Source organism: Microbacterium sp. Soil_N32 (genome assembly GCF_057655505.1).
The window spans coordinates 525,935-546,680 of the sequence record NZ_JBDGME010000019.1 but is presented as its reverse complement, the minus strand read 5'-3'; the positions used below and the strand labels follow the sequence as shown (position 1 = coordinate 546,680).

Here is a 20,746-nt window from a genome sequence, read left to right as displayed (position 1 = left end):
TCCCTGTCCGGGAAGGCCCTTTCTTTCAGGACCCGCTCTTGTGGCGCGGTTTGCGGAACGGCTTGTCTCCGCGGTCGTCCCGCGGCGCACGGTCATCGCGGTCCCGGCGCGGACGGTCGTCGCGATCCCGACGCTCGAAACGGTCGCCCCGACCGGCGCCGTCGCGCGGACCGGTCGATCGGCGCGCCCCCGGACCGCGATCGGGTCGGATCTCGATCAGGCGCCCGGAGATGCGCGTGCCACTGAGCTTGTCGAGCACCGCCGGGTCGAGGTTGGCGGGCAGCTCGACGATCGAGAAGTCGGGACGGATGTTGATCGCGCCGAAATCGTCGCGACCCAGACCACCCTCGTTGGCGAGAGCGCCGACGATCTGTCGGGGTTCGACCCGGTGGCGGCGTCCCACCTCGATGCGATACGGCGCGTAGTCGCCCCGTCCGCGGCGCTCCGTGCGCGGCTCGCGCGGTTCGCGGGTCGCACGCTCGCGCGGCGGCCGGTTGTCGGCGGCGACGGCCTTCGCGAGCTGGTCGTCGGCCGGGTCGAGCAGCAGCGGGGTGTCGCCCTGCGCCACGATCGCCAGCGCGGCCGCGACATCGGCCTCGGGCACGTCGTGGTTGCGGACGTAGTGCGCGATGACGTCGCGGAACGACTCGATCCGCGCGGCGTCGCCGAGTGCCGTGGTGATGGCGTCGTCGAAACGCGAGAGGCGCGTCGAGTTGACGTCCTCCGTGGTGGGGAGCTGCATCTGCGTGGGCTCCTGGCGCGTGGCCTTCTCGATGTGCTTGAGGAGGTAGCGCTCGCGCGGCGTGATGAAGCTGATCGCATCGCCGGTGCGACCGGCCCGACCGGTGCGCCCGATCCGGTGCACGTACGACTCGGTGTCGGTGGGGATGTCGAAGTTCACGACGTGGCTGATGCGCTCGACGTCGAGGCCGCGCGCCGCCACATCCGTGGCGACGAGGATGTCGAGCTTGCCGTCCTTCAGCTGGTTGACGCTGCGCTCGCGCTGCACCTGGGGTACGTCGCCGTTGATCGCTGCGGCGGAGTATCCGCGAGCCCGCAGCTTCTCGGCGAGGGTCTCGGTCTCGTTCTTCGTGCGGACGAACACGATCATGCCGTCGAAGTTCTCGACCTCGAGGATGCGCGTGAGGGCATCGACCTTCTGAGCGTAGGAGACGACCAGGTAGCGCTGCGTGATGTTCTTGTTGGTGGCCGTCTTCGAGGTGATCGTGATCTCCTCGGGCTCACGCAGGTACTTCTGCGCCAGGCGGCGGATCTGCGGCGGCATCGTCGCCGAGAAGAGGGCGACCTGCTTCTCTTCGGGAGTCTGCGCGAGGATCTGCTCCACGTCCTCGGCGAAGCCCATCTTCAGCATCTCGTCGGCCTCGTCGAGCACGAGGTACTGCAGCTCGGAGAGGTCGAGCGTTCCCTTGGCGAGATGATCCATGATCCGACCGGGAGTGCCGACGACCACATGCACGCCCCGGCGGAGCGCCGAGAGCTGGACGCCGTACCCCTGCCCGCCGTACACCGGGAGCACGTGCACGCCTTTCATGCGCGACGCGTACGACTCGAACGCTTCGCACACCTGCAGGGCGAGCTCGCGGGTCGGTGCGAGCACGAGGGCCTGCGGGATCTTCTGCGAGACGTCGAGCCGCTCGAGCACGGGAAGCGCGAACGCCGCCGTCTTCCCCGTTCCCGTCTGCGCCATGCCCACGACATCACGGCCCGACAGCAGGGTCGGGATGGTCGCGGCCTGGATGGGGGAGGGCGTCTCGTACCCGAGGTCGCGGATGGCTTTGAGGACCGGCCCGGTGATGCCGAGCTCCTCGAATCCGGGCGTGGCGGGGAGTTCTTCGGGGGCGTCGGTCAGCGCTGCGTCGTCAGGGGTCACTTCCCAAGGGTAGCGCTCCCGCCCTGTCGGTGCGCACCGAGACTCAGGCGCCCGTGGTCAGGGCGACCAGCCGCTCCTTCACCTGGCGCCGCAGCACCTTGCCGATCAGGGACTTCGGAAGTTCGTCCACGACGAACAGACGACGGGGCACCTTGTACGGCGTGAGAACGCCGCGAACGAACTCGCGGATCGCCTCGACGTCGATCTCGTCGCCGTCGACGACGATCGCCGCGACGACCTCCTCGCCGGAGTGCGTGCTCTGCAGCCCCACGACCGCGGCGTCGACGACCTTGGGATGCTGCCGCAGCGCATTCTCGACCTCGGTCGGCGCGACGTTGAAACCGCCGGTGATGATGAGCTCCTTGATGCGATCGACGATACGCACGAACCCGGCGTCGTCGATGGTGACGATGTCGCCGGTACGGAACCAGCCGTCGACGAACACGGCCTCGGTCTCCTCCGGCTTGCCGTAATAGCCCGAGAACACCTGCGGACCCCGCACCAGGAGCTCCCCGGCGGAACCCGGCGCCACGTCCTCGGTCGGGTTCTCCGGATCGACCACACGGCACTCCGTGCCGGGGAGCGGCAGGCCCACGGTGCCGGGGACACGGTTGTCCGCGACCGGGTTCGCCATCAGAACGGGCGAGCACTCGCTCAGACCGTAGCCCTCGACGAGGTAGCCGCCGGTGGCCTTCTCGAAGGGCACGACGAGTTCGTGGGGCAGCGCCATCGCCCCGGAGATCGCGACCTCGATGCCGGCGAGCGGCACGCCCTTCGCATTCGCGGCGCTCAGCAGGCGGTCGGCGATCGGCGGGACGAGCGGGAGGAACGTCGCCGGGTGCTTCTTCATCGCGGCGAGAACGAGCTCGGGGTCGAACTTCGGGAACAGCACCAGGCGCGCACCCATCGACATCGCGAACGTCAGACACAGGGTGAGTCCGTACGCGTGGAACATCGGAAGCACGGCGTAGACCACGCATCCGTCCCCACGTCGGATCGACGGAACCCATGCCTTGGCCTGCGCGGCGTTGGCGAGCAGGTTGCGATGCGTGAGCGCCGCGCCCTTGGGCGTGCCGGTGGTGCCGGACGTGTACTGGATGATCGCCAGGTCATCGGTGGAAGGCAGCGGGTGGGACGCGGGCAGCGGCGGATGCCCGAGCACGGAGTCCCATGTCACCGTGCCGCGCACCTTGGCGGTGAGCGCATCGCGCGACTCGCGCGCCTTCGCCACCGGCAGTCGCAGAGCCATCCGCGTGAGCAGGGGCATCGCGGTCGTGACGTCGACCGAGACCAGCGTCGACACCGCAACATCGGCGGGGAACGCCTGGACGGTGGCCACGACCTTGTTCCAGACGATCGCGTGCTTCGCGCCGTGGTCCTCGAACTGCTTGCGCAGTTCGCGGGCGGTGTAGAGCGGGTTGTGTTCGACGACCACCGCGCCCAGGCGCAGCACGGCGTAGAAGGCGACGATGTGCTGGGGGCAGTTCGGCAGCACGATGGCGACCGGATCGCCGGCGCGCACCCCGCGCTGTCGCAGACCGTTCGCGACCCGATCGATCTGGTCCTGCAACTCGGCGTAGGTCGTCTCGCGTCCGAAGAACTGCAGCGCGGGGGCATCGGGATAGTCCCTCACCGACTCGGCGACGATGTCGACGAGGGAACCGGTGACGGGGGAGAGGTCGGACGGGACATCCTGTGCGTAGCTGGCGACCCACGGGCGAGGAGGCTGGAACGTGCTCACGTGCCCCAGCATAGGCGGCAGCGTCCGGTCGTCCAGGCGGGCGGTGCGGGAGCCGCTGAGTAGACTGGAAGGCGTGTCTGAAATCACCCCCGAACTCGTGCGCCATCTCGGTGTGCTCGCACGCATCCAGTTGAACGACGACGAGGTGTCGCGGCTCACCGGCCAGCTCGACGCGATCGTCGACAACATCGCGAAGGTCTCGGAGGTGGCCACCGCCGACGTGGCGGCCACGAGCCACCCGATCCCGCTGAGCAACGTCTTCCGCGCCGACACGGTGGGGGAGACGCTGACGCACGAGCAGGTGCTGCAGAACGCACCGGACGCCGCCGACGGCCGCTTCCGGGTGACCGCGATCCTGGGGGAGGAGCAGTGAGCGACATCATCCGCCTCGACGCCGCCGACCTCGCCGCCAAGCTCGCCGCCCGGGAGATCTCGAGCGTCGAAGCGACGCAGGCCCACCTCGATCGCATCGCCGCCGTCGACGGTGACGTGCACGCGTTCCTCCACGTGAACGAGGGTGCGATCGCGGCGGCCGCCGACATCGACGCCCGCCGTGCCGCGGGTGACGACCTGGGTCCGCTCGCCGGCGTCCCCCTCGCCATCAAGGACGTGCTCGTCACGACCGATCAGCCCACGACGAGCGGTTCGCGCATCCTCGAGGGTTACCGCTCGCCGTACGACGCGACGGTGGTCGCGCGTTCTCGCGCTGCGGGCATGGTTCCCCTCGGCAAGACGAACATGGACGAGTTCGCGATGGGCTCCTCCACGGAGCACTCGGCCTACGGTCCGACGCACAACCCCTGGGATCTCGAGCGGATCCCCGGCGGCTCGGGCGGCGGATCCGCCGCGGCCGTCGCCGCTTTCGAGGCGCCGCTCGCTCTGGGATCCGACACCGGAGGGTCGATCCGCCAGCCGGCGCACGTCACCGGCACGGTCGGTGTGAAGCCGACCTACGGCGGCGTCAGCCGGTACGGTGCGATCGCTCTCGCGTCGAGCCTCGACCAGGTCGGCCCGGTCTCCCGCACGGTGCTCGACTCCGGTCTGCTGCACGACGCGATCGGCGGGCACGACCCGAAGGACTCCACGTCTCTGACCGACGCATGGCCGTCGTTCACCGACGCGGCGCGCGAGGGTGCCAGAGGCGACGTGCTGAAGGGCCTGCGCGTCGGCGTCATCCGCGAACTCCCCGACAGCGGCTTCCAGCCGGGTGTCGCCGCCTCGTTCCGCAGCGCGCTCGCGCTCATGGAGGCGCAGGGAGCAGAACTCGTCGAGATCGGGGCGCCGCACTTCGAGTACGGTGTCGCCGCCTATTATCTGATCCTCCCTGCCGAGGCCTCCAGCAACCTCGCGAAGTTCGACTCCGTGCGATTCGGTCTGCGGGTCACCCCCGACGGCAACCCCACGGTCGAAGACGTCATGTCGGCGACCCGCGACGCGGGCTTCGGCGACGAGGTGAAGCGCCGCATCATCCTGGGCACCTACGCGCTCTCCGCGGGCTACTACGACGCCTACTACGGCAGTGCGCAGAAGGTGCGCACGCTGATCCAGCAGGATTTCGCCGCCGCGTTCGCCGACGTCGACGTGATCGCGACCCCCTCTGCACCGACGACCGCCTTCAAGCTGGGCGAGAAGATCGACGATCCGCTGCAGATGTATCTGAACGACTTCACGACGATCCCCGCGAACCTCGCGGGTGTGCCGGGGATCTCGATCCCCAGCGGCCTCTCTCACGAGGACGGTCTGCCCGTGGGCATCCAGTTCCTCGCTCCCGCCCGTGAGGACGCGCGTCTCTATCGCGTCGGTGCGGCGCTCGAGACGCTGCTCGTCGACTCGTGGGGTGCGCCGCTGCTCAGCCGCGCACCGCAGCTCGCAGGAGGGAACCGCTGATGGCCGCCGCCAAGCTCATGGACTTCGACAAGGCCCTCGAACTGTTCGAGCCCGTGCTCGGGTTCGAGGTGCACGTCGAGCTCAACACGAACACGAAGATGTTCTCCGACGCTCCCAACCCGGCCAACGAGGCGTTCCACGCCGCCGAACCGAACACGCTCATCGCGCCGGTCGACCTGGGGCTCCCCGGCTCGCTGCCGGTCGTGAACGAGACCGCCGTGCGCTCGTCGATCAGCCTGGGCCTCGCGCTCGGCTGCTCGATCGCCGAGTCCAGCCGGTTCGCGCGCAAGAACTACTTCTACCCCGACCTGGGCAAGAACTATCAGATCTCCCAGTACGACGAGCCGATCGCCTTCGAGGGTTCCGTCGAGGTGGAGCTCGAGGACGGCACGCTCGTCACGATCCCGATCGAGCGCGCGCACATGGAGGAGGACGCCGGGAAGCTCACCCACATGGGTGGTGCCACCGGACGCATCCAGGGCGCGGAGTACTCGTTGGTCGACTACAACCGCGCCGGCGTGCCGCTCGTCGAGATCGTCACGAAGACGATCTTCGGCACGGAGCACCGCGCGCCGGAGGTCGCCAAGGCCTACGTGGCTGCGATCCGCGACATCGTGCGAGGGCTCGGCATCTCGGAGGCCCGTCTGGAGCGCGGCAACCTGCGATGCGACGCGAACGTCTCGCTCCGTCCTCGCGGCGTCGAGAAACTGGGCACGCGCACCGAGACCAAGAACGTCAACTCCATGCGCTCGGTGGAGCGCGCGGTGCGCTACGAGATCCAGCGTCAGGCGCAGATCCTCGCCGACGGCGGGACGATCGTGCAGGAGACGCGTCACTGGCACGAGGACACCGGCACCACGTCTCCCGGCCGTCCGAAGTCGGATGCCGACGACTACCGCTACTTCCCCGAGCCCGACCTGCTGCCGGTGCAGCCGGCGCCCGAGTTGATCGAGGAGCTGCGAGCAGCCCTCCCCGAGCAGCCCGTCGCCCGTCGCCGCCGATTGATGAACGAGTGGGGTTTCACCGACCTGGAGTTCCAGGACGTCCGCAACGGCGGCATCCTCGACCAGGTCGAGGCGACGATCGCCGCCGGTGCGGCGCCGGCCGCGGCGCGCAAGTGGTGGACGGGCGAGATCGCCCGCCTCGCCAACGCGCAGGAGAAGGACGCTGCCGACCTGATCAGCCCGGAGAACGTCGCCGGGCTGCAGAAGCTCGTCGACGAGGGGACGCTCACCGACAAGCTGGCCCGCCAGGTGCTCGAAGGAGTGATCGCCGGCGAGGGGACCCCTCAGGAGGTCGTGGATGCACGCGGCCTCGCCGTCGTCTCGGACGACGGCGCGCTGATCGCCGCGATCGACGACGCGTTCGCGGCGCAGCCCGACGTGCTCGCCAAGATCAAGGACGGCAAGGTGCAGGCTGCAGGTGCCGTGATCGGAGCCGTGATGAAGGCGATGAAGGGCCAGGCGGATGCGGCGCGCGTGCGGGAACTGATCCTGGAACGCGCCGCGCAGTAGAACGCGGAGAGTCTCCCTCGGGCGCGCTGTCGGTGGCCCGGGGGAGAATGGTTCCATGGGGCACGGAGACGGCAGCGGACGCATCGTGTCGGCGGCGGGTGCCGACGACACGGGGACGCGCATCCTCCACGTCGACATGGATGCCTTCTACGCCTCGGTCGAGGTTCTCGACGATCCGAGCCTCGCGGGCCTGCCGATCATCATCGGATCTCCCGACGGACGGTCGGTGGTATCGAGCGCATCCTATGAGGCGCGTCGGTACGGGGTGCGCTCCGCGATGCCGGTCGCCCATGCGATGCGCTTGTGCCCCACGGCGCGCATCGTCATGCCGCACTTCCACCGCTATCAAGAGGTGTCGCGCCAGGTCATGACGATCTTCGAGTCGATCACGCCGCTGGTCGAGCCGCTGTCGGTCGACGAGGCTTTCCTCGACGTGCAGGGTGTGCGTCGGCTCTGGGGCAGTCCCGGCCAGGTCGCGCAGCTCATCCGGGAACGCGTGCAGAGCGAGGTCGGCATCAGTTGCAGCGTCGGCGTCGCCGCCACCAAGCACGTCGCGAAGATGGCGTCGACGATCGCGAAGCCCGATGGCATGCTGGTCGTCCCGGCCGCCCGCACCCTCGAGTTCCTCTCGCCGCGTCCGGTGCGCGCGATGTGGGGCGTTGGTCCGAAGGCGGCGGAGGCGCTCGAAGCGCGGGGCATCCGCACAATCCGCGACATCCGCGAGTCGTCGAAGGACATGCTCGACCGCGCCGTCGGTCCGGCCTTGAGTTCTCGACTCGCCCAGCTCGCCCGGGGCGAAGACGCGCGCTCGGTGGAGACCGAGCGTCTGGAGAAGAGCGTCGGGCACGAAGAGACCTTCGACCGCGACATCCTCGATCGCACCTTCCTGCGGTCGGAGCTTCTCCGCCTCGCCGACCGCGTGGCCGCCCGGCTGCGGCGGGCCGGGTGGGAGACGGCGACCGTATCGATCAAGATTCGCTTCGACGACTTCCGCACACTCACGCGATCACAGACGCTCGCGGAGCCCACGGCGGTCGGCCAGCGGATCGGCGAGGCGGCGCAGGCGCTGTTCGAGCAGATCGAGCGTCGCGATCCGGTGCGACTGGTCGGCGTCAGGGCTGAGAAGCTGCGCCCCGCTGGTGGGGGAGGGATCGCCCTCTGGGACGACGATGAGGACTGGCGGCGTGTGGAGGGCGCCGTCGACGATGCGGTGGCGCGATTCGGCAGCGCCACGATTACACGGGCTCGGCACCTCGGACGCGGATCCGGGCGCGGCGCGCCTCAGCATCCGCGCGCGCATGGTCTGGATTGAGCACCCAGGCGAACGACGAAAGCGACTAGCGTGGTCCCATGCCCAACATCGCAGTGGAACTCGGTCAGCAGGTCGTCTCTCTCGGCGTGAAGAGCGCCTACGGCGAGCCGCAGGACGTCGACGGCGTCAGCATCACTCCCGTGGCCCTCACGTATGCCGGTTTCGGTGGAGCGAACGGCGGTGACGGTGCCGAGGGCGGCGGCGGAGGCGGCGTCTCCATCCCGGTCGGCGTGTACGTTCGTCGCGAGGAGGGTCTGCGTTTCGAGCCCAACATCGTCACTCTGCTCGCCGTCGGCGTGCCCTTCGTGTGGGTGGCCGGACGAGCGCTGTCGCGCATCATCCGTGCACTCAAGAAGTGACGACCCTGTCGCCGCGGCACTGAACGTCGCGGCGACCGGAGTGATCGACGACATCCGCGCGCTATCGGTCGCCAACCCGGTCGTGCTCATCGACGGTCGCAGCGGCGCGGGCAAGTCCTCTCTCGCTGCCCGCCTCGCGCAACGGTGGCCGCTGGCGGGGAGGGTGCAGGTCGTCGCGCTGGATTCGCTCTACCCGGGCTGGGACGGCCTCGACGACGGCGTCCGTCGCGCCGAGGAGTGGATCCTCCGCCCTCACGGGCGCGGGGTGATCGGCACGTGGCGGCGCTGGGACTGGACGGCGGGCGAGGAGGCCGAGAGCCATGCAATCGACCCCGCGCTCGGCGTGATCGTCGAGGGGAGCGGCGTTCTGACGCCGACGACCGCACGCCTCGCCGACGTGCGGGTGTGGGTCGAAGCGCCGGAGCCGGTGCGTCGGCGGCGTGCCCTCGATCGCGACGGCGAGACCTATCGCCCCCACTGGGGGCGTTGGGCGGCACAGGAGGCCCGGCACGTCGAGCGGGACGACCCGCGGTCCGCCGCCACGCGCATCGTGGAGATTCCGTGACCCGATCGAGGGCTCAGGAAAGCTCGTCTGCCGCGAGGATGATCGTCTCGAGGCGGTATCCGAGCCAGTCGTAGACACCGAAGCGCGAGTCATCGCCGGCGTGGGAGTCGTCGTCCGAGATGCCGAGTCGTGATGCGAGAACGAGTCTCAGAGCATTGAGCGTCCGCATCCATGCGTCGATGTCCGCGAGGGGGATGTCCACCATGGTCGCGGTCAGTCCCTCCTCCTCGCTCAGCGCATCGAACGCACGGAACGGCACGAGCGCATCGATCACGGTCGCCGCATCGCGCAGGCGGGCATCGAAGAGGTCCTGGCGGGTGGTCTCACGGAACTCGTCGGCGGCTGCCTTGTCATCGGGATAGGGCGTCGGGCTCAGCCGGTCGAGCGCGGGATCGTCGCCCTCGGAGTCGCGCACGAGGGTCTGCAGCTGCTCGACCAGGTCGAGCAGACGCGCGCCTTCCAGCCCCACCAGTTCGAGCTGGATGCCGTCACTCATCCGAACCCCTTCGCACGGTGGCCCACAGGCCGTAGTCGTGCATCGCCCGCGCATGCACCTCCATCGTCTCGCGGGGGCCGGTCGCGACCACGGCCTGCCCGTCGTGGTGCACCGCCAGCATGAGGGCGGTGGCGCGTTCCTGCGAGTAGCCGAAGTAGGTGCGGAACACCCGCACGACGTAGCTCATGAGGTTGACCGGATCGTTCCAGACGACGACCTGCCAGGGCTCCATCGGGGCGGCGCGGAGGTCGAGCTCCTCGGCGATGTCGGGGGTGGCCAGCGGCGTGCTCATGCCCACCCCAGCTCGTGCAGCTGTGCGTCGTCGAGGCCGTAGAAGTGTGCGATCTCGTGGACGAGCGTCGTGTGGATCTCGTCGCGCAGCTCGTCTTCGGTGTCGCACTGCGCCAGATGGGGCTCCCGGAACACGATGATCCGGTCCGGAAGTTCGCCCATTCCGTACTGCGTGCGCTCGGTCAGAGCGAGTCCGTCGTAGAGGCCCAGCAGGTCGAGGCTCCCGTCCTCCGGGCGGTCCTCGACGACGAAGACGATGTTGTCGAGACGATCGACCATCTCATCGGGGAGCTGATCGAGCTCGTCGACGACGATCTCCTCGAACCGGGCGGCATCCATCTCCATCCCTCACAGCCTAGGCGCTCGACGCTCAGTGCAGCAGGACGAGCAGCCCCGCGACCCCGATGAACAACGTGCCGAAGATCGCGTTGAGCGTGCGCTGCCCCCGCGCGGAGCGGGTCAATCGCCGGAAAGGCCGCGCCGCCGTCGCGAAGAAGCCCCACATCACGACGACGTCGACCGCGACGACGGTGGCGACGAGCACGAGATACTGCGGCACCTGCGGCTCGTCGATCCGGATGAACTGGGGGATGAACGCGAGGAAGAAGACGATCGCCTTCGGGTTGAGCAGGTTGACCCAGAAGCCGCGACGGATCATCGACCAGTGTCCCTCGCGGGTGTCCGGAGCGATCGGTTGGTCGGATGCCGGCGGGACGGGTTTCGCAAGGATGAGACGGACACCGAGGAAGACGAGGTAGGCGGCGCCGGCGTAACGGATGGCCGTGAACAGGAACTCGGAGCGCGAGACCAGAAGTCCGACACCCGCGGCGACGATCACCACATGGACGATGAGCGCCGCCTGCTGCCCGACGATGCCCCAGATCGAGCGACGCCAGCCTTGATTGAGGGAGTTGGACATCGTGTTGATGGCGCCGGCGCCCGGCGTGAAGCTGATCACCACGGAGGCCGTCAGAAGCGAGAACCAGACCGCGAGTGACACCCCGTCAGTCTAGAGCGAGGGGTGGCCGGAGACGGATCGAGGCCCGGATCGAAAGACGATCCGGGCCTCGAGGACTGGGGTGAGTAACGGGGCTTGAACCCGCGACCTCCTGGACCACAACCAGGCGCTCTACCAACTGAGCTATACCCACCATGCACCCGCTGCAGCGGGCAACCCTACGATTCTATTACACGTTCGAGGCGAACTCTGACACGGTGCGTGTCGCGATGTCTTTCGCGTCCTCGCTCGAGGGGCCGGGGAGGTCGACGAACACCGCCTCGCGGTAGTACCGGAGCTCGCGGATGGACTCGAGGATGTCGGCCAGCGCGCGGTGGCCGCCGTCTTTCGCCGGCGCCTGGAAGAACACCCTCGGATACCACCGACGTGAGAGTTCCTTGATGCTGGAGACGTCGACATTGCGGTAATGCAGCCACTGGTCGACCTGGGGCATGTACTTGGCGAGGAACATGCGGTCGGTCCCGATCGTGTTGCCGGCGAGGGGTGCCTTGCGTTCGACGGGCACGAAGCGGCGGATGTAGGCGAGCGTCTGCTCCTCGGCCTCTTCCAGCGAGATGCCCTGCGCCAACTCGTCGATGAGCCCGGAAGTCTCGTGCATCGTGGTGACGAAGTCGTTCATGTGCTCGCGAGCCGCATCGCTCGGCCGGATCACCACCTGGAAGCCGGGGTCGACCGGCCGCAGCTCGAAATCGGTGATCACGACCGCGATCTCGACGAGTTCGTCGATCGACAGATCGAGTCCCGTCATCTCGCAGTCGATCCAGACGAGACGATCGTTCTCCGACGCAGATACCATGGCGTCATCCTATCGACGGCTCCGACATCGCCGCTCGGGGGCGGTACGGTAGACCTCATACGCCTCCGTAGCTCAGCGGAAGAGCAGCGGCCTTCTAATCCGCCGGTCGCAGGTTCGAATCCTGCCGGGGGCGCCAGATCATCGCTTCGGCGTGCGCCGCCTCGGCCCGGCCGGTCGTCAGGAGTAGCGCAGCGCCGAGACCGCGTCGTCGGCACGCCAGAACTCGCCGATCAGGCGGAACGCTCCCGTCGAGAGCTGCAGACGCTCCGCGCGGTAGCGGAGGCCCATCGGATCGGTCGCCGTGCGGAGATGGCCGAGCACCTTGCCGGAGGCGTTCTCCTGCACTCGCCAGAGCTGGTCGGCGGCGCGAACGAGGTGCTCTCGTGTCGACGCGATCGCGGGCGTGGCCCACGGCGACGCCGACGTCGTGGTGGTGGTCGTGGTGGTCGTGGCGGTGGTGGTGTTCATCGGTTCTCCTCTCGCTTCGACCGTACGAGGGGCCACCGACATTCGCGCGGGGCGCGAGAGCTACTCTTCCTCCACCGTGATCGGGCATTCTTTGTCGTCCACGAGTGCTGTGCGGCTCGCGTTCGTGGAGGAGCGTCGCGGGTGATGCTGGAGCCATCCGAGCGCAGAGTGACTCGGCATCCCGAGGGGAATCAACATGAGCGACACCGTCACGATCATCGGCAAAGTGGCCACCGACCCGGTCCTGGCGCAAACGGGCGGGGGAGTGCCCGTCACCAATTTCCGGCTGGCGAGCACGCACCGTCGCTACGACCAGGCCACCGCATCCTGGGTCGATGCGGGCACGAACTGGTATTCGGTCGCCGCATACCGTCAGCTCGGAGAACACGCCAAGGCCTCGTTGCGCACCGGCGACAGCGTGATCGTCACGGGGCGGTTGCGCATCCGGACGTGGGAGAGCAACGGTAAGCAGGGGACGAGCGTCGACATCGATGCCGAGGCCGTCGGTCACGACCTGAGATGGGGCACCACAGCGTACCTGCGGAGCAGCAGGGCGGGAGCATCCGAGGCTGCTCGGGTCGGAGATGTCAGGGATGCGGCGGCGCCGTCGGTCTCGAACGCCGATTCCGAGAGCGAACTCGCGGGACGCGGACTCGATGACCTCGATACCCGATGGGCGCAGCACGACGAGGAACCGCCCGCGATCTCCGCAGCGATCGCCTGACCCGCGTCGGGGCCGTGTCGCGGCGGGCGATCGGGCGCGCCGCGGACGTGCGTAGACTCGGGGCGTGCTTCGACGATCGGCGACCACGGCCCCACGCATGGCCGCGAGCCTCGCAGCCTCCGCTCTCGCGCTCGTCCTGCTCGTCGGCTGCGTGCCCGAGCCGATGGGGTCGGCGAGCCCGACCCCCGAGCCCACGGCCTCGGGCGAGCCCGCGGCCCCGCCGCAGCTGCGGCCCGACGGGTCGGCGGCAGACAATCTCGCGTTCTTCACGCAGACGGCGCAGGTGGTCTGGGAATCGGAGCAGCGCGGCGAGGGGCGCGCGTATATCGACGCTCTCGTCGCTGCGGGCTTCGACCGCGGCGCGATGCAGGTCACGCCCGACCTGACGACCGTCGGCAACCCGGCGGAGAGCATCCAGTTCTCGGTGCGATGGGGCGAGACGGAGTGCCTCGTCGGTCAGGTAGGGCCGTCGACCGGGCAGCTCGTGACCAAGGTGTTGCCGCAGCTCGCCGAAGGACGCTGCCTCGTCGGAGCCACTCGTCCGATCGACTGGTGACCCCTCGGTAGCCGGTAGGCTGGGGTGTCGATCTTCGACGCCGACAAAAGGAGTGTTCCCCGGTGGCTGAGTACATCTACTCGATGGTCCGCGCACGCAAGGCGGTGGGCGAGAAGCTCATCCTCGACGACGTGACGATGGCCTTCCTCCCGGGGGCGAAGATCGGCATGGTCGGTCCGAACGGCGCCGGAAAGTCGACGATCCTCAAGATCATGGCGGGCCTCGACACGCCGTCGAACGGCGAGGCCAAGCTGTCGCCCGGCTTCAGCGTCGGCATCCTGATGCAGGAGCCCGAGCTCGACGAATCCAAGACGGTGCTCGAGAACATCCAGGACGGCATCGCCATCAAGGCCAAGGTCGACCGGTTCAACGAGATCTCCGCGCTGATGGCCGACCCCGACGCCGACTTCGACTCGCTGCTCGCCGAGATGGGAACGCTGCAGGAGGAGATCGACGCGGCCGACGGATGGGACCTCGACTCCCAGCTCGAGCAGGCCATGGACGCGCTCCGCACGCCTCCGGCCGACGCCGCCATCGCACCCCTCTCGGGTGGAGAGAAGCGCCGCGTGGCGCTGGCGAAGCTGCTGCTGCAGAAGCCCGACCTGCTCCTCCTCGACGAGCCCACCAACCACCTCGACGCCGAGAGCGTGCTCTGGCTCGAGCAGCATCTGCAGGCCTACAAGGGCGCAGTCATCGCCATCACCCACGACCGGTACTTCCTCGATCACGTGGCCGAGTGGATCGCCGAGGTCGACCGCGGTCGCCTGATCGGTTACGAGGGCAACTACTCCACGTACCTTGAGAAGAAGGCGGAGCGCCTCGACATCCAGGGAAAGAAGGACGCGAAGCTCGCGAAGCGCCTCAAGGACGAGCTCGAGTGGGTGCGGTCGAGCGCCAAGGGCCGCCAGACGAAGTCCAAGGCGCGTCTCGCCCGCTACGAAGAGATGGCGGCGGAGGCGGAGCGCACCCGGAAGCTCGACTTCGAGGAGATCCAGATCCCCGCGGGTCCGCGTCTCGGAAGCATCGTCATCGACGCGAAGAACCTCAAGAAGGGCTTCGACGGCCGCTCGCTCATCGACGGGCTGAGCTTCAGCCTGCCGCCGAACGGCATCGTCGGCGTCATCGGCCCGAACGGCGTGGGAAAGACCACGCTGTTCAAGACCATCGTGGGCCTTGAGCCGCTCGACGGCGGCGACCTCAAGGTCGGCGAGACCGTCAAGATCAGCTACGTCGACCAGTCCCGCGCGAACATCGACCCCGATAAGACGCTGTGGGAGGTCGTGTCCGACGGTCTCGACTTCATCACGGTCGGCAAGACGGAGATCCCGTCGCGCGCCTACGTGTCGAAGTTCGGCTTCAAGGGTCCGGACCAGCAGAAGAAGGCCGGCGTGCTCTCCGGTGGAGAGCGCAACCGTCTGAACCTCGCGCTCACGCTCAAGGAGGGCGGCAACCTGCTGCTCCTCGACGAGCCGACCAACGACCTCGACGTCGAGACCCTCAGCTCGCTCGAGAATGCGCTGCTCGAGTTCCCCGGCTGCGCCGTGGTCATCACGCACGACCGGTGGTTCCTCGACCGCATCGCCACGCACATCCTCGCCTACGAGGGCACCGACGAGAAGCCCGACCAGTGGTACTGGTTCGAGGGCAACTTCGAGGCGTACGAGCAGAACAAGATCGAGCGCCTCGGGCCGGACGCCGCCAAGCCCCACCGTTCCACGCATCGCAAGCTCACCCGCGACTGACGCCATGTCCGACGACAGCACGGTGAGCGGGCGCCGCCTGCACATCCCGATCCAGCTGCGCTGGGGCGACCTCGACGCGTACAACCACGTCAACAACACCTCGATGCTCAAGCTGCTCGAGGAGGCGCGCGTGCGCGCGTTCTGGCGTGCGGGGCCGGGCGAGGAGGCGCCCGACACAGCCGTGCTCGATTCGGGCATCGAAGAGGGCGCGCTCACCCTCATCGCCCGCCAGGAGATCGAGTACCTCGCGCCGGTTCCCTACCATCGACGCCCGCTCGAGGTGCAGATGTGGTTCGGCAAGCTCGGTGGGTCGAGCGTGGAGGTCTGCTACGAGGTGCACAACGATCCCGCGGCCAGCCCGCGCGTCGTCTACGCGCGCTCGACGGCGGTGATCGTGCTCGTCGATGCGAAGACGGGTCGGCCGATGCGCCTCACCGCCGAGATGCGCGAGGCCTGGGAGCCGCTTCTCGGGCCGTCGATCGTCTACGCGCACCGCTGATCCGCATCGGTGACCTCGGCCTCGCACCGATCGGCGAGCGGTCCGAGCCCGGTCGTCAGCTCGCGGCGGGCACCCGCAGCATGATCTCCTGCGCGACATTCGCGACGAGTTCGCCCTCGCGCGTATAGATGCGGCCGGTCGCGAGACCGCGGCCGCCCCGCGCATTGGGCGACTCCTGCACGTAGAGCAGCCATTCGTCCACGCGCGCCGGGCGGTGCCACCACATCGCGTGGTCGAGGCTGGCCACCTTGAGACCGGGCAGAGCCCAGTACAGCCCGTGTGCCCGCAGGATCGACTCCTGGATGGTCATGTCGCTGAGGTAGGCGAGAGCGGCACGGTGCAGGCGCGGGTCGTCCGGCAGGGGTGCGCGCATCCGCATCCACACCCCCTGGCGGGGTGCGCGTGCCGTATCGGCGGGAAGGTAGAGCGGCCCCTCGACGTGCCGCACGTCGGCGGCACGGTCGCTGAGCATCCGCATGGTCCCGCCGGGGAGTCCCTGCACCGCGTCCTCGTCCGGGGCGATGGATTCCGGTTCGGGAATGCCGCTCGGCAGTTCCATCGCGTGCTCCACACCCCGGTCGTCGTCCTGCGCGGACGCGATCATCGAGAAGATCGGCACACCGTTCTGGTACGCCTGCGACCGGCGCGTGGAGAACGAACGACCGTCGTGGATGCGGTCGACGGCGATGGTCAGGCCGTGGTCGGCGTCGCCCGGGCGCAGGAAATAGCCGTGCATCGAGTGCACCGGCCGGTTCTCGGGGAGCGTGCGCTCGGCGGCGATGAGACTCTGGGCGAGCACCTGGCCGCCGTAGATGCGCCCGGTCGGCATGGGGTGGGACGAGCCCGTGAAGATGTCTTCGGTCGTCCGCGCCCTCGTCGAGTCGAGATCGAGGACCTTCAACAGCTGTTCGACGGTGCGGACGGCGTGGTTCTCGGTGCTCATCTCTCCCTCTCGCTGACCGTCGTAGACGGCCCTGTCGGTAGTCTAGAACCCGTGCCCCACGACCTCCTGCTGAACGATCCGGAGACCGCGAAAGACGTCCTCACCTTCGTCGGGCGGGCGCGACGGGTCAGTGACGAGGGGGTTCGACTGCAGGCCGATCGTGGCGTCCTCGCGCTGACGACCGCGGCGCTCGCCCCGCACGGTCTGTTCGACCAGACCCCCACGGTGCTGGCGATGCGCATCGTGCGCGCGGATCCGGAGCTCGCGTGCGACCTGGTGGTCGACGCCCTCGATGCCACCGACGATCCGCGTGCGCTGCGCTTGCCGGAGACTGCTCTGTCACCGGCCTGGGCCGGTGTCGCGCCACCCCGAGGAGGCTGGGAGTCCATAGGGTCGCTCCGGGCGTCGTCGATCGCGCAGCGAGCGCAGTGGGGGATCTCGGCGGTCGCCCATGGAGCGACACCGGGTGCGGGCGAGGAAGCGGTGCGGGCCCTGCGAGCGGCGATCTGGGGCGAGGCCGATGAAGAGCTTGCAGGTCTTCCACGCGGGATCGCGTTCGCGGCCGACGCGCTCGGCTTCATCTCGGGTGAGGAGCAGGTGCCCCTGACGCGTTCGGGGCGCTGGACGCGCCTCGCGTTCCGCCGCGGCCACGTGCTCGCGCGGGGGCCGGTCGCTTCCGGACTCACCGCCGTCCGCGGCACCGGGGCCGGCGCGCTCTGACTCTTAGCGCGCGACGGCGCGTCCGACCTGTCGACCGGAGAAGAGGCAGCCGCCCAGGAACGTCCCCTCCAGAGCGCGATAACCGTGCACGCCGCCCCCGCCGAACCCGCTGGCCTCGCCAGCCGCGAAGAGCCCCGGAACGGGTGACCCGTTCGCATCGAGCGCCCGGCCGTCGAGGTCGGTCTGGATGCCGCCGAGCGACTTCCTGGTGAGCACGTGCAGTTGGACGGCGACCAGCGGTCCGGCGGCGGGATCCTGCAGACGGTGCGGTGCAGCGGTGCGGATGAGGCGGTCGCCGCGATACCCCCGCATCGAACGGAGCATCCCGATCTGCGCGTCCTTGGTGAAGTCGTTCTCGATCTCGCGGTCGCGTGCGACGACCTCGCGACGGACGCGCTCGATGTCGAGCGGCTCGCCGCCCGGGTGCCGCTTCATCCGATCGAGCAGGGTGTCGAGGTCGTTCTCGACGATGAAGTCGGCCCCTTCGTCGAGGAACGATTGCACGGGCCCCGTCGGCCCCTTCGCCAGACGTGAGGCCAACAGCAGCCGCACGTCCTTGCCGGTGAGGTCGGGGTTCTGCTCGCTACCGGACAAGGCGAACTCCTTCTCGACGATCTGCCGCGACGTCACGAACCAGGAGTGGTCGTGGCCTGTGCGACGGAGGTGCTCGAGCGTGCCGAGCGTGTCGAAACCGGGGAACAGCGGCACGGGCAGTCGCGCGCCGGTCGCGTCGAACCAGAGCGACGAGGGACCGGGGAGGATACGGATGCCGTGGGAGGGCCAGACCGGATCCCAATTGCGGATGCCCTCGACGTAGTGCCACATGCGGTCGCCGTTGATGAGCCGTGCGCCGGCCGCGGCGGTGACCGGCATCATCGAACCGTCCACGTATGCAGGAACCCCGCTGAGCATGTGCGACGGGGGAGCGCCGAGGCGGTCGGGCCACGCCGAGCGGACCAGGTCGTGGTTGCCGCCGATCCCCCCGGAGGCGACGATCACCGCGGAGGCGCGCACCTCGAAGTCGCCCACGACATCGCGAGACGAGGCGACACCGCGTTCCTCGCCCGTCGACGCGAGGATGTCGCCCCGCGCTCCGGTGACCCCTCCGTCGGTCGTCGTGAGCTCGCGCACACGGTGGCGCGCCAGCACCGTGAGCCTCCCATCGCGCTCGGCCTGTTCGACGCGCGCCGCGAAGGGTGCGACGATCCCCGGGCCGGTACCCCAGGTGATGTGAAATCGGGGCACCGAGTTGCCGGGCCCTGTCGCTCCGTACCCGCCGCGCTCCGCCCACCCGACCACCGGGAAGAAACGCACGCCGCGTTCACGCAGCCATGCCCGCTTCTCGCCGGCGGCGAACTGCAGATACTCCTCGGCCCACCGGCGCGCCCACGCGTCCTCCGGGCGGTCGAACTCGGCGGTGCCGAGCCAGTCCTGCACCGCGAGCTCCAGCGAGTCCCGGATGCCCATGCGCCGTTGCTCGGGGGAATCGACGAGGAAGAGTCCCCCGAACGACCACCAGGCCTGCCCACCGAGGTTGGTGCGTGGCTCCTGATCGAGCATGATCACGCGTCGCCCGGCATCCACCGCCTCGGCGGCGGCCACGAGGCCGGCCAGCCCCCAGCCGATGACGAGGACGTCTGCGGACAGGGGCGAATGCGTCATGGGGTCTCCGTCGAATCCTGACGTGTGCGGGTCTCGAGTGTCGGCCGTCCGTCGGCGCGTGCGCCGATGCCGGAGGGCTCGAACGTGTTCACCATGGCATAGGCGGCGCGTTCCAGGTAGTCCCAGAGCGTTGTTTCGTGCAGCGGCGACAAGCGAGCCTCGTCGACGGCGGTCCGCATGCAGCGAAGCCAACGATCTCGCGCATCCGGGTCGACGTGGAACGGCATGTGGCGCATGCGCAGACGCGGGTGTCCGCGGGTCTCACCGTACGTCGTCGGGCCGCCCCAGTACTGCTCGAGGAAGAGCAGCAGCCGTTCCTCGGCCGGGCCGAGGTCGTCCTCGGGGTACATGGGCTTCAGCACGGGATCGAGGGCGACCTCCCGGTAGAACACCGAGACGATCCGCGCGAACGTCTCCCTGCCGCCCACCTCGTCGTAGAAGGTCATGCGTTCGGGCTCCCTTCGCCCGGAGTGGGCTTCTTCTTGCGCCAGATGCCGCGCTCGGGTGCGGGCGGGACCCCGGTGACGGCGTTCGGACGCGTGCGCGGCGGGTTGGCACCGCGGACGCGCCGGGCGCCGTCGAGCCCGACCGGCACGACGGCCTGCATGCTCGGGATGGCGATCTCCTTCTCCGCGAGCGCGGCGCGCAGACGCGTGCGGAGCTCCTGGGCGACGTCGTCTTTCGCGTTGGCGCGGGTCTTGATCACCAGCCGCACGACGAGAGCGTCGCCGTCGATCGACTCCAGTCCCCACAGCTCCGGCTTCTCGATGATGCGGGTGCGCCATTTCGGATCCTTGGCGAGGCCCTGGGCCGTTTCGAGCATGATGTGCTCCACGGCCTCGAGGTCGGAGTCCGCGGGGATTCCGGTGTCGATGATCGCGCGGGCCCAGCCCTGCGACATGTTGCCGATGCGGGTGACCTCGCCGTTGCGCACGTACCAGAGGGTGCCGTTGACGTCGCGCACCTGCGTGATGCGCACGCTGACGTACTCGACGACGCCGGTCGCGAGACCGAGGTCGACGACGTCGCCGATGCCGATCTGGTCTTCGGCGACGAGGAAGATGCCGTTCAGCACGTCCTTCACGATGTTCTGCGCTCCGAAGCCGAGCCCGGCTCCCACGGCGGCGGTCAGCAGCGTCAAGGAGCCCAGCAGTGCGTTGTCGATGGCGTTGACGATGAGCACCAGTGCGATGATCACGAGCATCACGTTGACGATGTTCTGCAGGATGGTCCCGAGTGTGCGGGTGCGCTGCACGAGCCGCATGTCGGCGAGGGGGGACCGCTCGAGCGCCTGCGTGTCGTCGACGGAGGCCTTGTTCTTGGCGGTGTCGACGATTCGCGCGACGACCCGGCGGATGACGACGCGCAGCACCAGGGCGATCAGCACGCACGCGGCGATGATGATCGCGATTACCAGCGCCTTGCCGCCGACGATCTGCAGCACATCGAGGAAGCCGCTCCACAAGGTGGGGACGTCGGTCTCGGCGGGGGGAGGGGTCGGATTCTCGATCGGGGTCATCGCAGCCGATTCTATCGAGCGGCGCTCGGTACCCGCTGGGTGC

At 68.9% G+C, this 20,746-nt stretch carries 23 protein-coding genes and 2 tRNA genes; 12 read left to right on the top strand and 13 right to left on the bottom strand.

Annotation, left to right across the window (positions count from 1 at the left end; all coding sequences use genetic code 11):
- Positions 1-25: 25 nt before the first annotated feature.
- Together AC3A3J_RS10785 and AC3A3J_RS10780 are read right to left on the bottom strand one after the other, a co-directional pair.
- Entirely contained in the window at positions 26-1,891 is a 1,866-nt protein-coding gene (locus AC3A3J_RS10785; protein ID WP_487672267.1) for a DEAD/DEAH box helicase, read from the bottom strand.
- A gap of 43 nt (positions 1,892-1,934) precedes the next feature.
- The gene (locus tag AC3A3J_RS10780; RefSeq protein ID WP_487672266.1) at positions 1,935-3,644 is read right to left on the bottom strand and encodes a long-chain-fatty-acid--CoA ligase; all 1,710 of its coding nucleotides are present in this window, start codon (positions 3,642-3,644) and stop codon (positions 1,935-1,937) included.
- 61 nt (positions 3,645-3,705) lie between these two features.
- On the opposite strand from AC3A3J_RS10780, the gene gatC reads away from it, so the two are divergent.
- The 6 genes from gatC to AC3A3J_RS10750 are packed head-to-tail and all read left to right on the top strand — an operon-like array spanning position 3,706 to position 9,269.
- Entirely contained in the window at positions 3,706-4,005 is a 300-nt protein-coding gene (gene gatC, locus AC3A3J_RS10775; protein ID WP_314647285.1) for an Asp-tRNA(Asn)/Glu-tRNA(Gln) amidotransferase subunit GatC, read from the top strand.
- Positions 4,002-5,519, top strand: a complete 1,518-nt coding sequence (gene gatA / locus AC3A3J_RS10770) for an Asp-tRNA(Asn)/Glu-tRNA(Gln) amidotransferase subunit GatA (RefSeq protein WP_487672265.1) — start codon at positions 4,002-4,004, stop codon at positions 5,517-5,519. The genes gatC and gatA overlap by 4 nt, the downstream gene beginning before the upstream one ends.
- A complete protein-coding gene (gene gatB / locus AC3A3J_RS10765; protein WP_487672264.1) occupies positions 5,519-7,033 on the top strand; it encodes an Asp-tRNA(Asn)/Glu-tRNA(Gln) amidotransferase subunit GatB in 1,515 nt (504 codons plus the stop codon). Before gatA ends, gatB begins: the two co-directional genes overlap by 1 nt.
- A gap of 55 nt (positions 7,034-7,088) precedes the next feature.
- Positions 7,089-8,345 (top strand): DNA polymerase IV, encoded by a 1,257-nt coding sequence (gene dinB, locus AC3A3J_RS10760; protein WP_487672263.1) that lies wholly within the window; start codon positions 7,089-7,091, stop codon positions 8,343-8,345.
- Between the two features lie 38 nt (positions 8,346-8,383).
- Entirely contained in the window at positions 8,384-8,704 is a 321-nt protein-coding gene (locus AC3A3J_RS10755; protein ID WP_487672262.1) for a hypothetical protein, read from the top strand.
- Complete coding sequence (locus AC3A3J_RS10750) at positions 8,688-9,269, top strand: nucleoside/nucleotide kinase family protein (protein ID WP_487672261.1); 582 nt, start codon at positions 8,688-8,690, stop codon at positions 9,267-9,269. The genes AC3A3J_RS10755 and AC3A3J_RS10750 overlap by 17 nt, the downstream gene beginning before the upstream one ends.
- 13 nt (positions 9,270-9,282) lie before the next feature.
- Here the strand turns inward: AC3A3J_RS10750 and AC3A3J_RS10745 are convergent, their stop codons facing one another.
- The 6 genes from AC3A3J_RS10745 to orn all read right to left on the bottom strand — a co-directional run bounded on the left by AC3A3J_RS10745 (position 9,283) and on the right by orn (position 11,870).
- Positions 9,283-9,765 carry a DUF2017 family protein gene (locus tag AC3A3J_RS10745; RefSeq protein WP_487672260.1) on the bottom strand — a complete coding sequence of 161 codons (483 nt, stop codon included), beginning with the start codon at positions 9,763-9,765 and terminating at the stop codon, positions 9,283-9,285.
- Positions 9,758-10,057 carry an ATP-dependent Clp protease adapter ClpS gene (gene clpS / locus AC3A3J_RS10740; protein WP_487672259.1) on the bottom strand — a complete coding sequence of 100 codons (300 nt, stop codon included), beginning with the start codon at positions 10,055-10,057 and terminating at the stop codon, positions 9,758-9,760. Before clpS ends, AC3A3J_RS10745 begins: the two co-directional genes overlap by 8 nt.
- Positions 10,054-10,401, bottom strand: coding sequence for a metallopeptidase family protein (locus AC3A3J_RS10735; RefSeq protein ID WP_487672258.1), 348 nt, complete (start codon positions 10,399-10,401; stop codon positions 10,054-10,056). The genes clpS and AC3A3J_RS10735 overlap by 4 nt, the downstream gene beginning before the upstream one ends.
- 25 nt (positions 10,402-10,426) lie before the next feature.
- Positions 10,427-11,056: a LysE family transporter gene (locus AC3A3J_RS10730; protein ID WP_487672257.1), complete on the bottom strand. Its 630-nt coding sequence runs from the start codon at positions 11,054-11,056 to the stop codon at positions 10,427-10,429.
- Between the two features lie 75 nt (positions 11,057-11,131).
- Positions 11,132-11,207, bottom strand: a tRNA-His gene (locus tag AC3A3J_RS10725).
- 36 nt (positions 11,208-11,243) lie between these two features.
- Positions 11,244-11,870, bottom strand: a complete 627-nt coding sequence (orn, locus tag AC3A3J_RS10720) for an oligoribonuclease (RefSeq protein ID WP_487672256.1) — start codon at positions 11,868-11,870, stop codon at positions 11,244-11,246.
- Positions 11,871-11,931: 61 nt separating this feature from the next.
- On the opposite strand from orn, the gene AC3A3J_RS10715 reads away from it, so the two are divergent.
- Positions 11,932-12,006: transfer RNA gene (locus AC3A3J_RS10715), tRNA-Arg, on the top strand.
- Positions 12,007-12,047: 41 nt separating this feature from the next.
- On the opposite strand, the gene AC3A3J_RS10710 is transcribed toward AC3A3J_RS10715, so the two are convergent.
- Positions 12,048-12,338: a hypothetical protein gene (locus tag AC3A3J_RS10710; protein ID WP_487672255.1), complete on the bottom strand. Its 291-nt coding sequence runs from the start codon at positions 12,336-12,338 to the stop codon at positions 12,048-12,050.
- A gap of 196 nt (positions 12,339-12,534) precedes the next feature.
- Between AC3A3J_RS10710 and AC3A3J_RS10705 the strand changes: the two genes are divergently transcribed.
- The 4 genes from AC3A3J_RS10705 (at position 12,535) to AC3A3J_RS10690 (ending at position 15,859) form a co-directional block, all read left to right on the top strand.
- Positions 12,535-13,062: a single-stranded DNA-binding protein gene (locus tag AC3A3J_RS10705; RefSeq protein WP_487672254.1), complete on the top strand. Its 528-nt coding sequence runs from the start codon at positions 12,535-12,537 to the stop codon at positions 13,060-13,062.
- Between the two features lie 64 nt (positions 13,063-13,126).
- Positions 13,127-13,618, top strand: a complete 492-nt coding sequence (locus tag AC3A3J_RS10700) for a DUF6993 domain-containing protein (RefSeq protein WP_487672253.1) — start codon at positions 13,127-13,129, stop codon at positions 13,616-13,618.
- Between the two features lie 62 nt (positions 13,619-13,680).
- Positions 13,681-15,360 carry an energy-dependent translational throttle protein EttA gene (ettA, locus tag AC3A3J_RS10695; RefSeq protein ID WP_487672252.1) on the top strand — a complete coding sequence of 560 codons (1,680 nt, stop codon included), beginning with the start codon at positions 13,681-13,683 and terminating at the stop codon, positions 15,358-15,360.
- Between the two features lie 4 nt (positions 15,361-15,364).
- Complete coding sequence (locus tag AC3A3J_RS10690; protein WP_487672251.1) at positions 15,365-15,859, top strand: acyl-CoA thioesterase; 495 nt, start codon at positions 15,365-15,367, stop codon at positions 15,857-15,859.
- A 55-nt stretch (positions 15,860-15,914) separates the two neighbouring features.
- On the opposite strand, the gene AC3A3J_RS10685 is transcribed toward AC3A3J_RS10690, so the two are convergent.
- Complete coding sequence (locus AC3A3J_RS10685) at positions 15,915-16,802, bottom strand: acyl-CoA thioesterase (protein ID WP_487672250.1); 888 nt, start codon at positions 16,800-16,802, stop codon at positions 15,915-15,917.
- 51 nt (positions 16,803-16,853) lie between these two features.
- Here AC3A3J_RS10685 and AC3A3J_RS10680 point away from each other — a divergent pair, with 51 nt between their 5' ends.
- Positions 16,854-17,522, top strand: a complete 669-nt coding sequence (locus AC3A3J_RS10680) for a DUF8185 domain-containing protein (protein WP_487672249.1) — start codon at positions 16,854-16,856, stop codon at positions 17,520-17,522.
- A 3-nt stretch (positions 17,523-17,525) separates the two neighbouring features.
- Here AC3A3J_RS10680 and AC3A3J_RS10675 read toward each other — a convergent pair whose 3' ends face one another.
- The 3 genes from AC3A3J_RS10675 to AC3A3J_RS10665 are packed head-to-tail and all read right to left on the bottom strand — an operon-like array spanning position 17,526 to position 20,703.
- A complete protein-coding gene (locus AC3A3J_RS10675) occupies positions 17,526-19,184 on the bottom strand; it encodes an FAD-binding dehydrogenase (protein ID WP_487672248.1) in 1,659 nt (552 codons plus the stop codon).
- A complete protein-coding gene (locus tag AC3A3J_RS10670; RefSeq protein ID WP_487672247.1) occupies positions 19,181-19,630 on the bottom strand; it encodes a globin in 450 nt (149 codons plus the stop codon). Before AC3A3J_RS10670 ends, AC3A3J_RS10675 begins: the two co-directional genes overlap by 4 nt.
- Complete coding sequence (locus AC3A3J_RS10665) at positions 19,627-20,703, bottom strand: mechanosensitive ion channel family protein (protein WP_487672246.1); 1,077 nt, start codon at positions 20,701-20,703, stop codon at positions 19,627-19,629. Before AC3A3J_RS10665 ends, AC3A3J_RS10670 begins: the two co-directional genes overlap by 4 nt.
- Positions 20,704-20,746 lie beyond the last annotated feature (43 nt).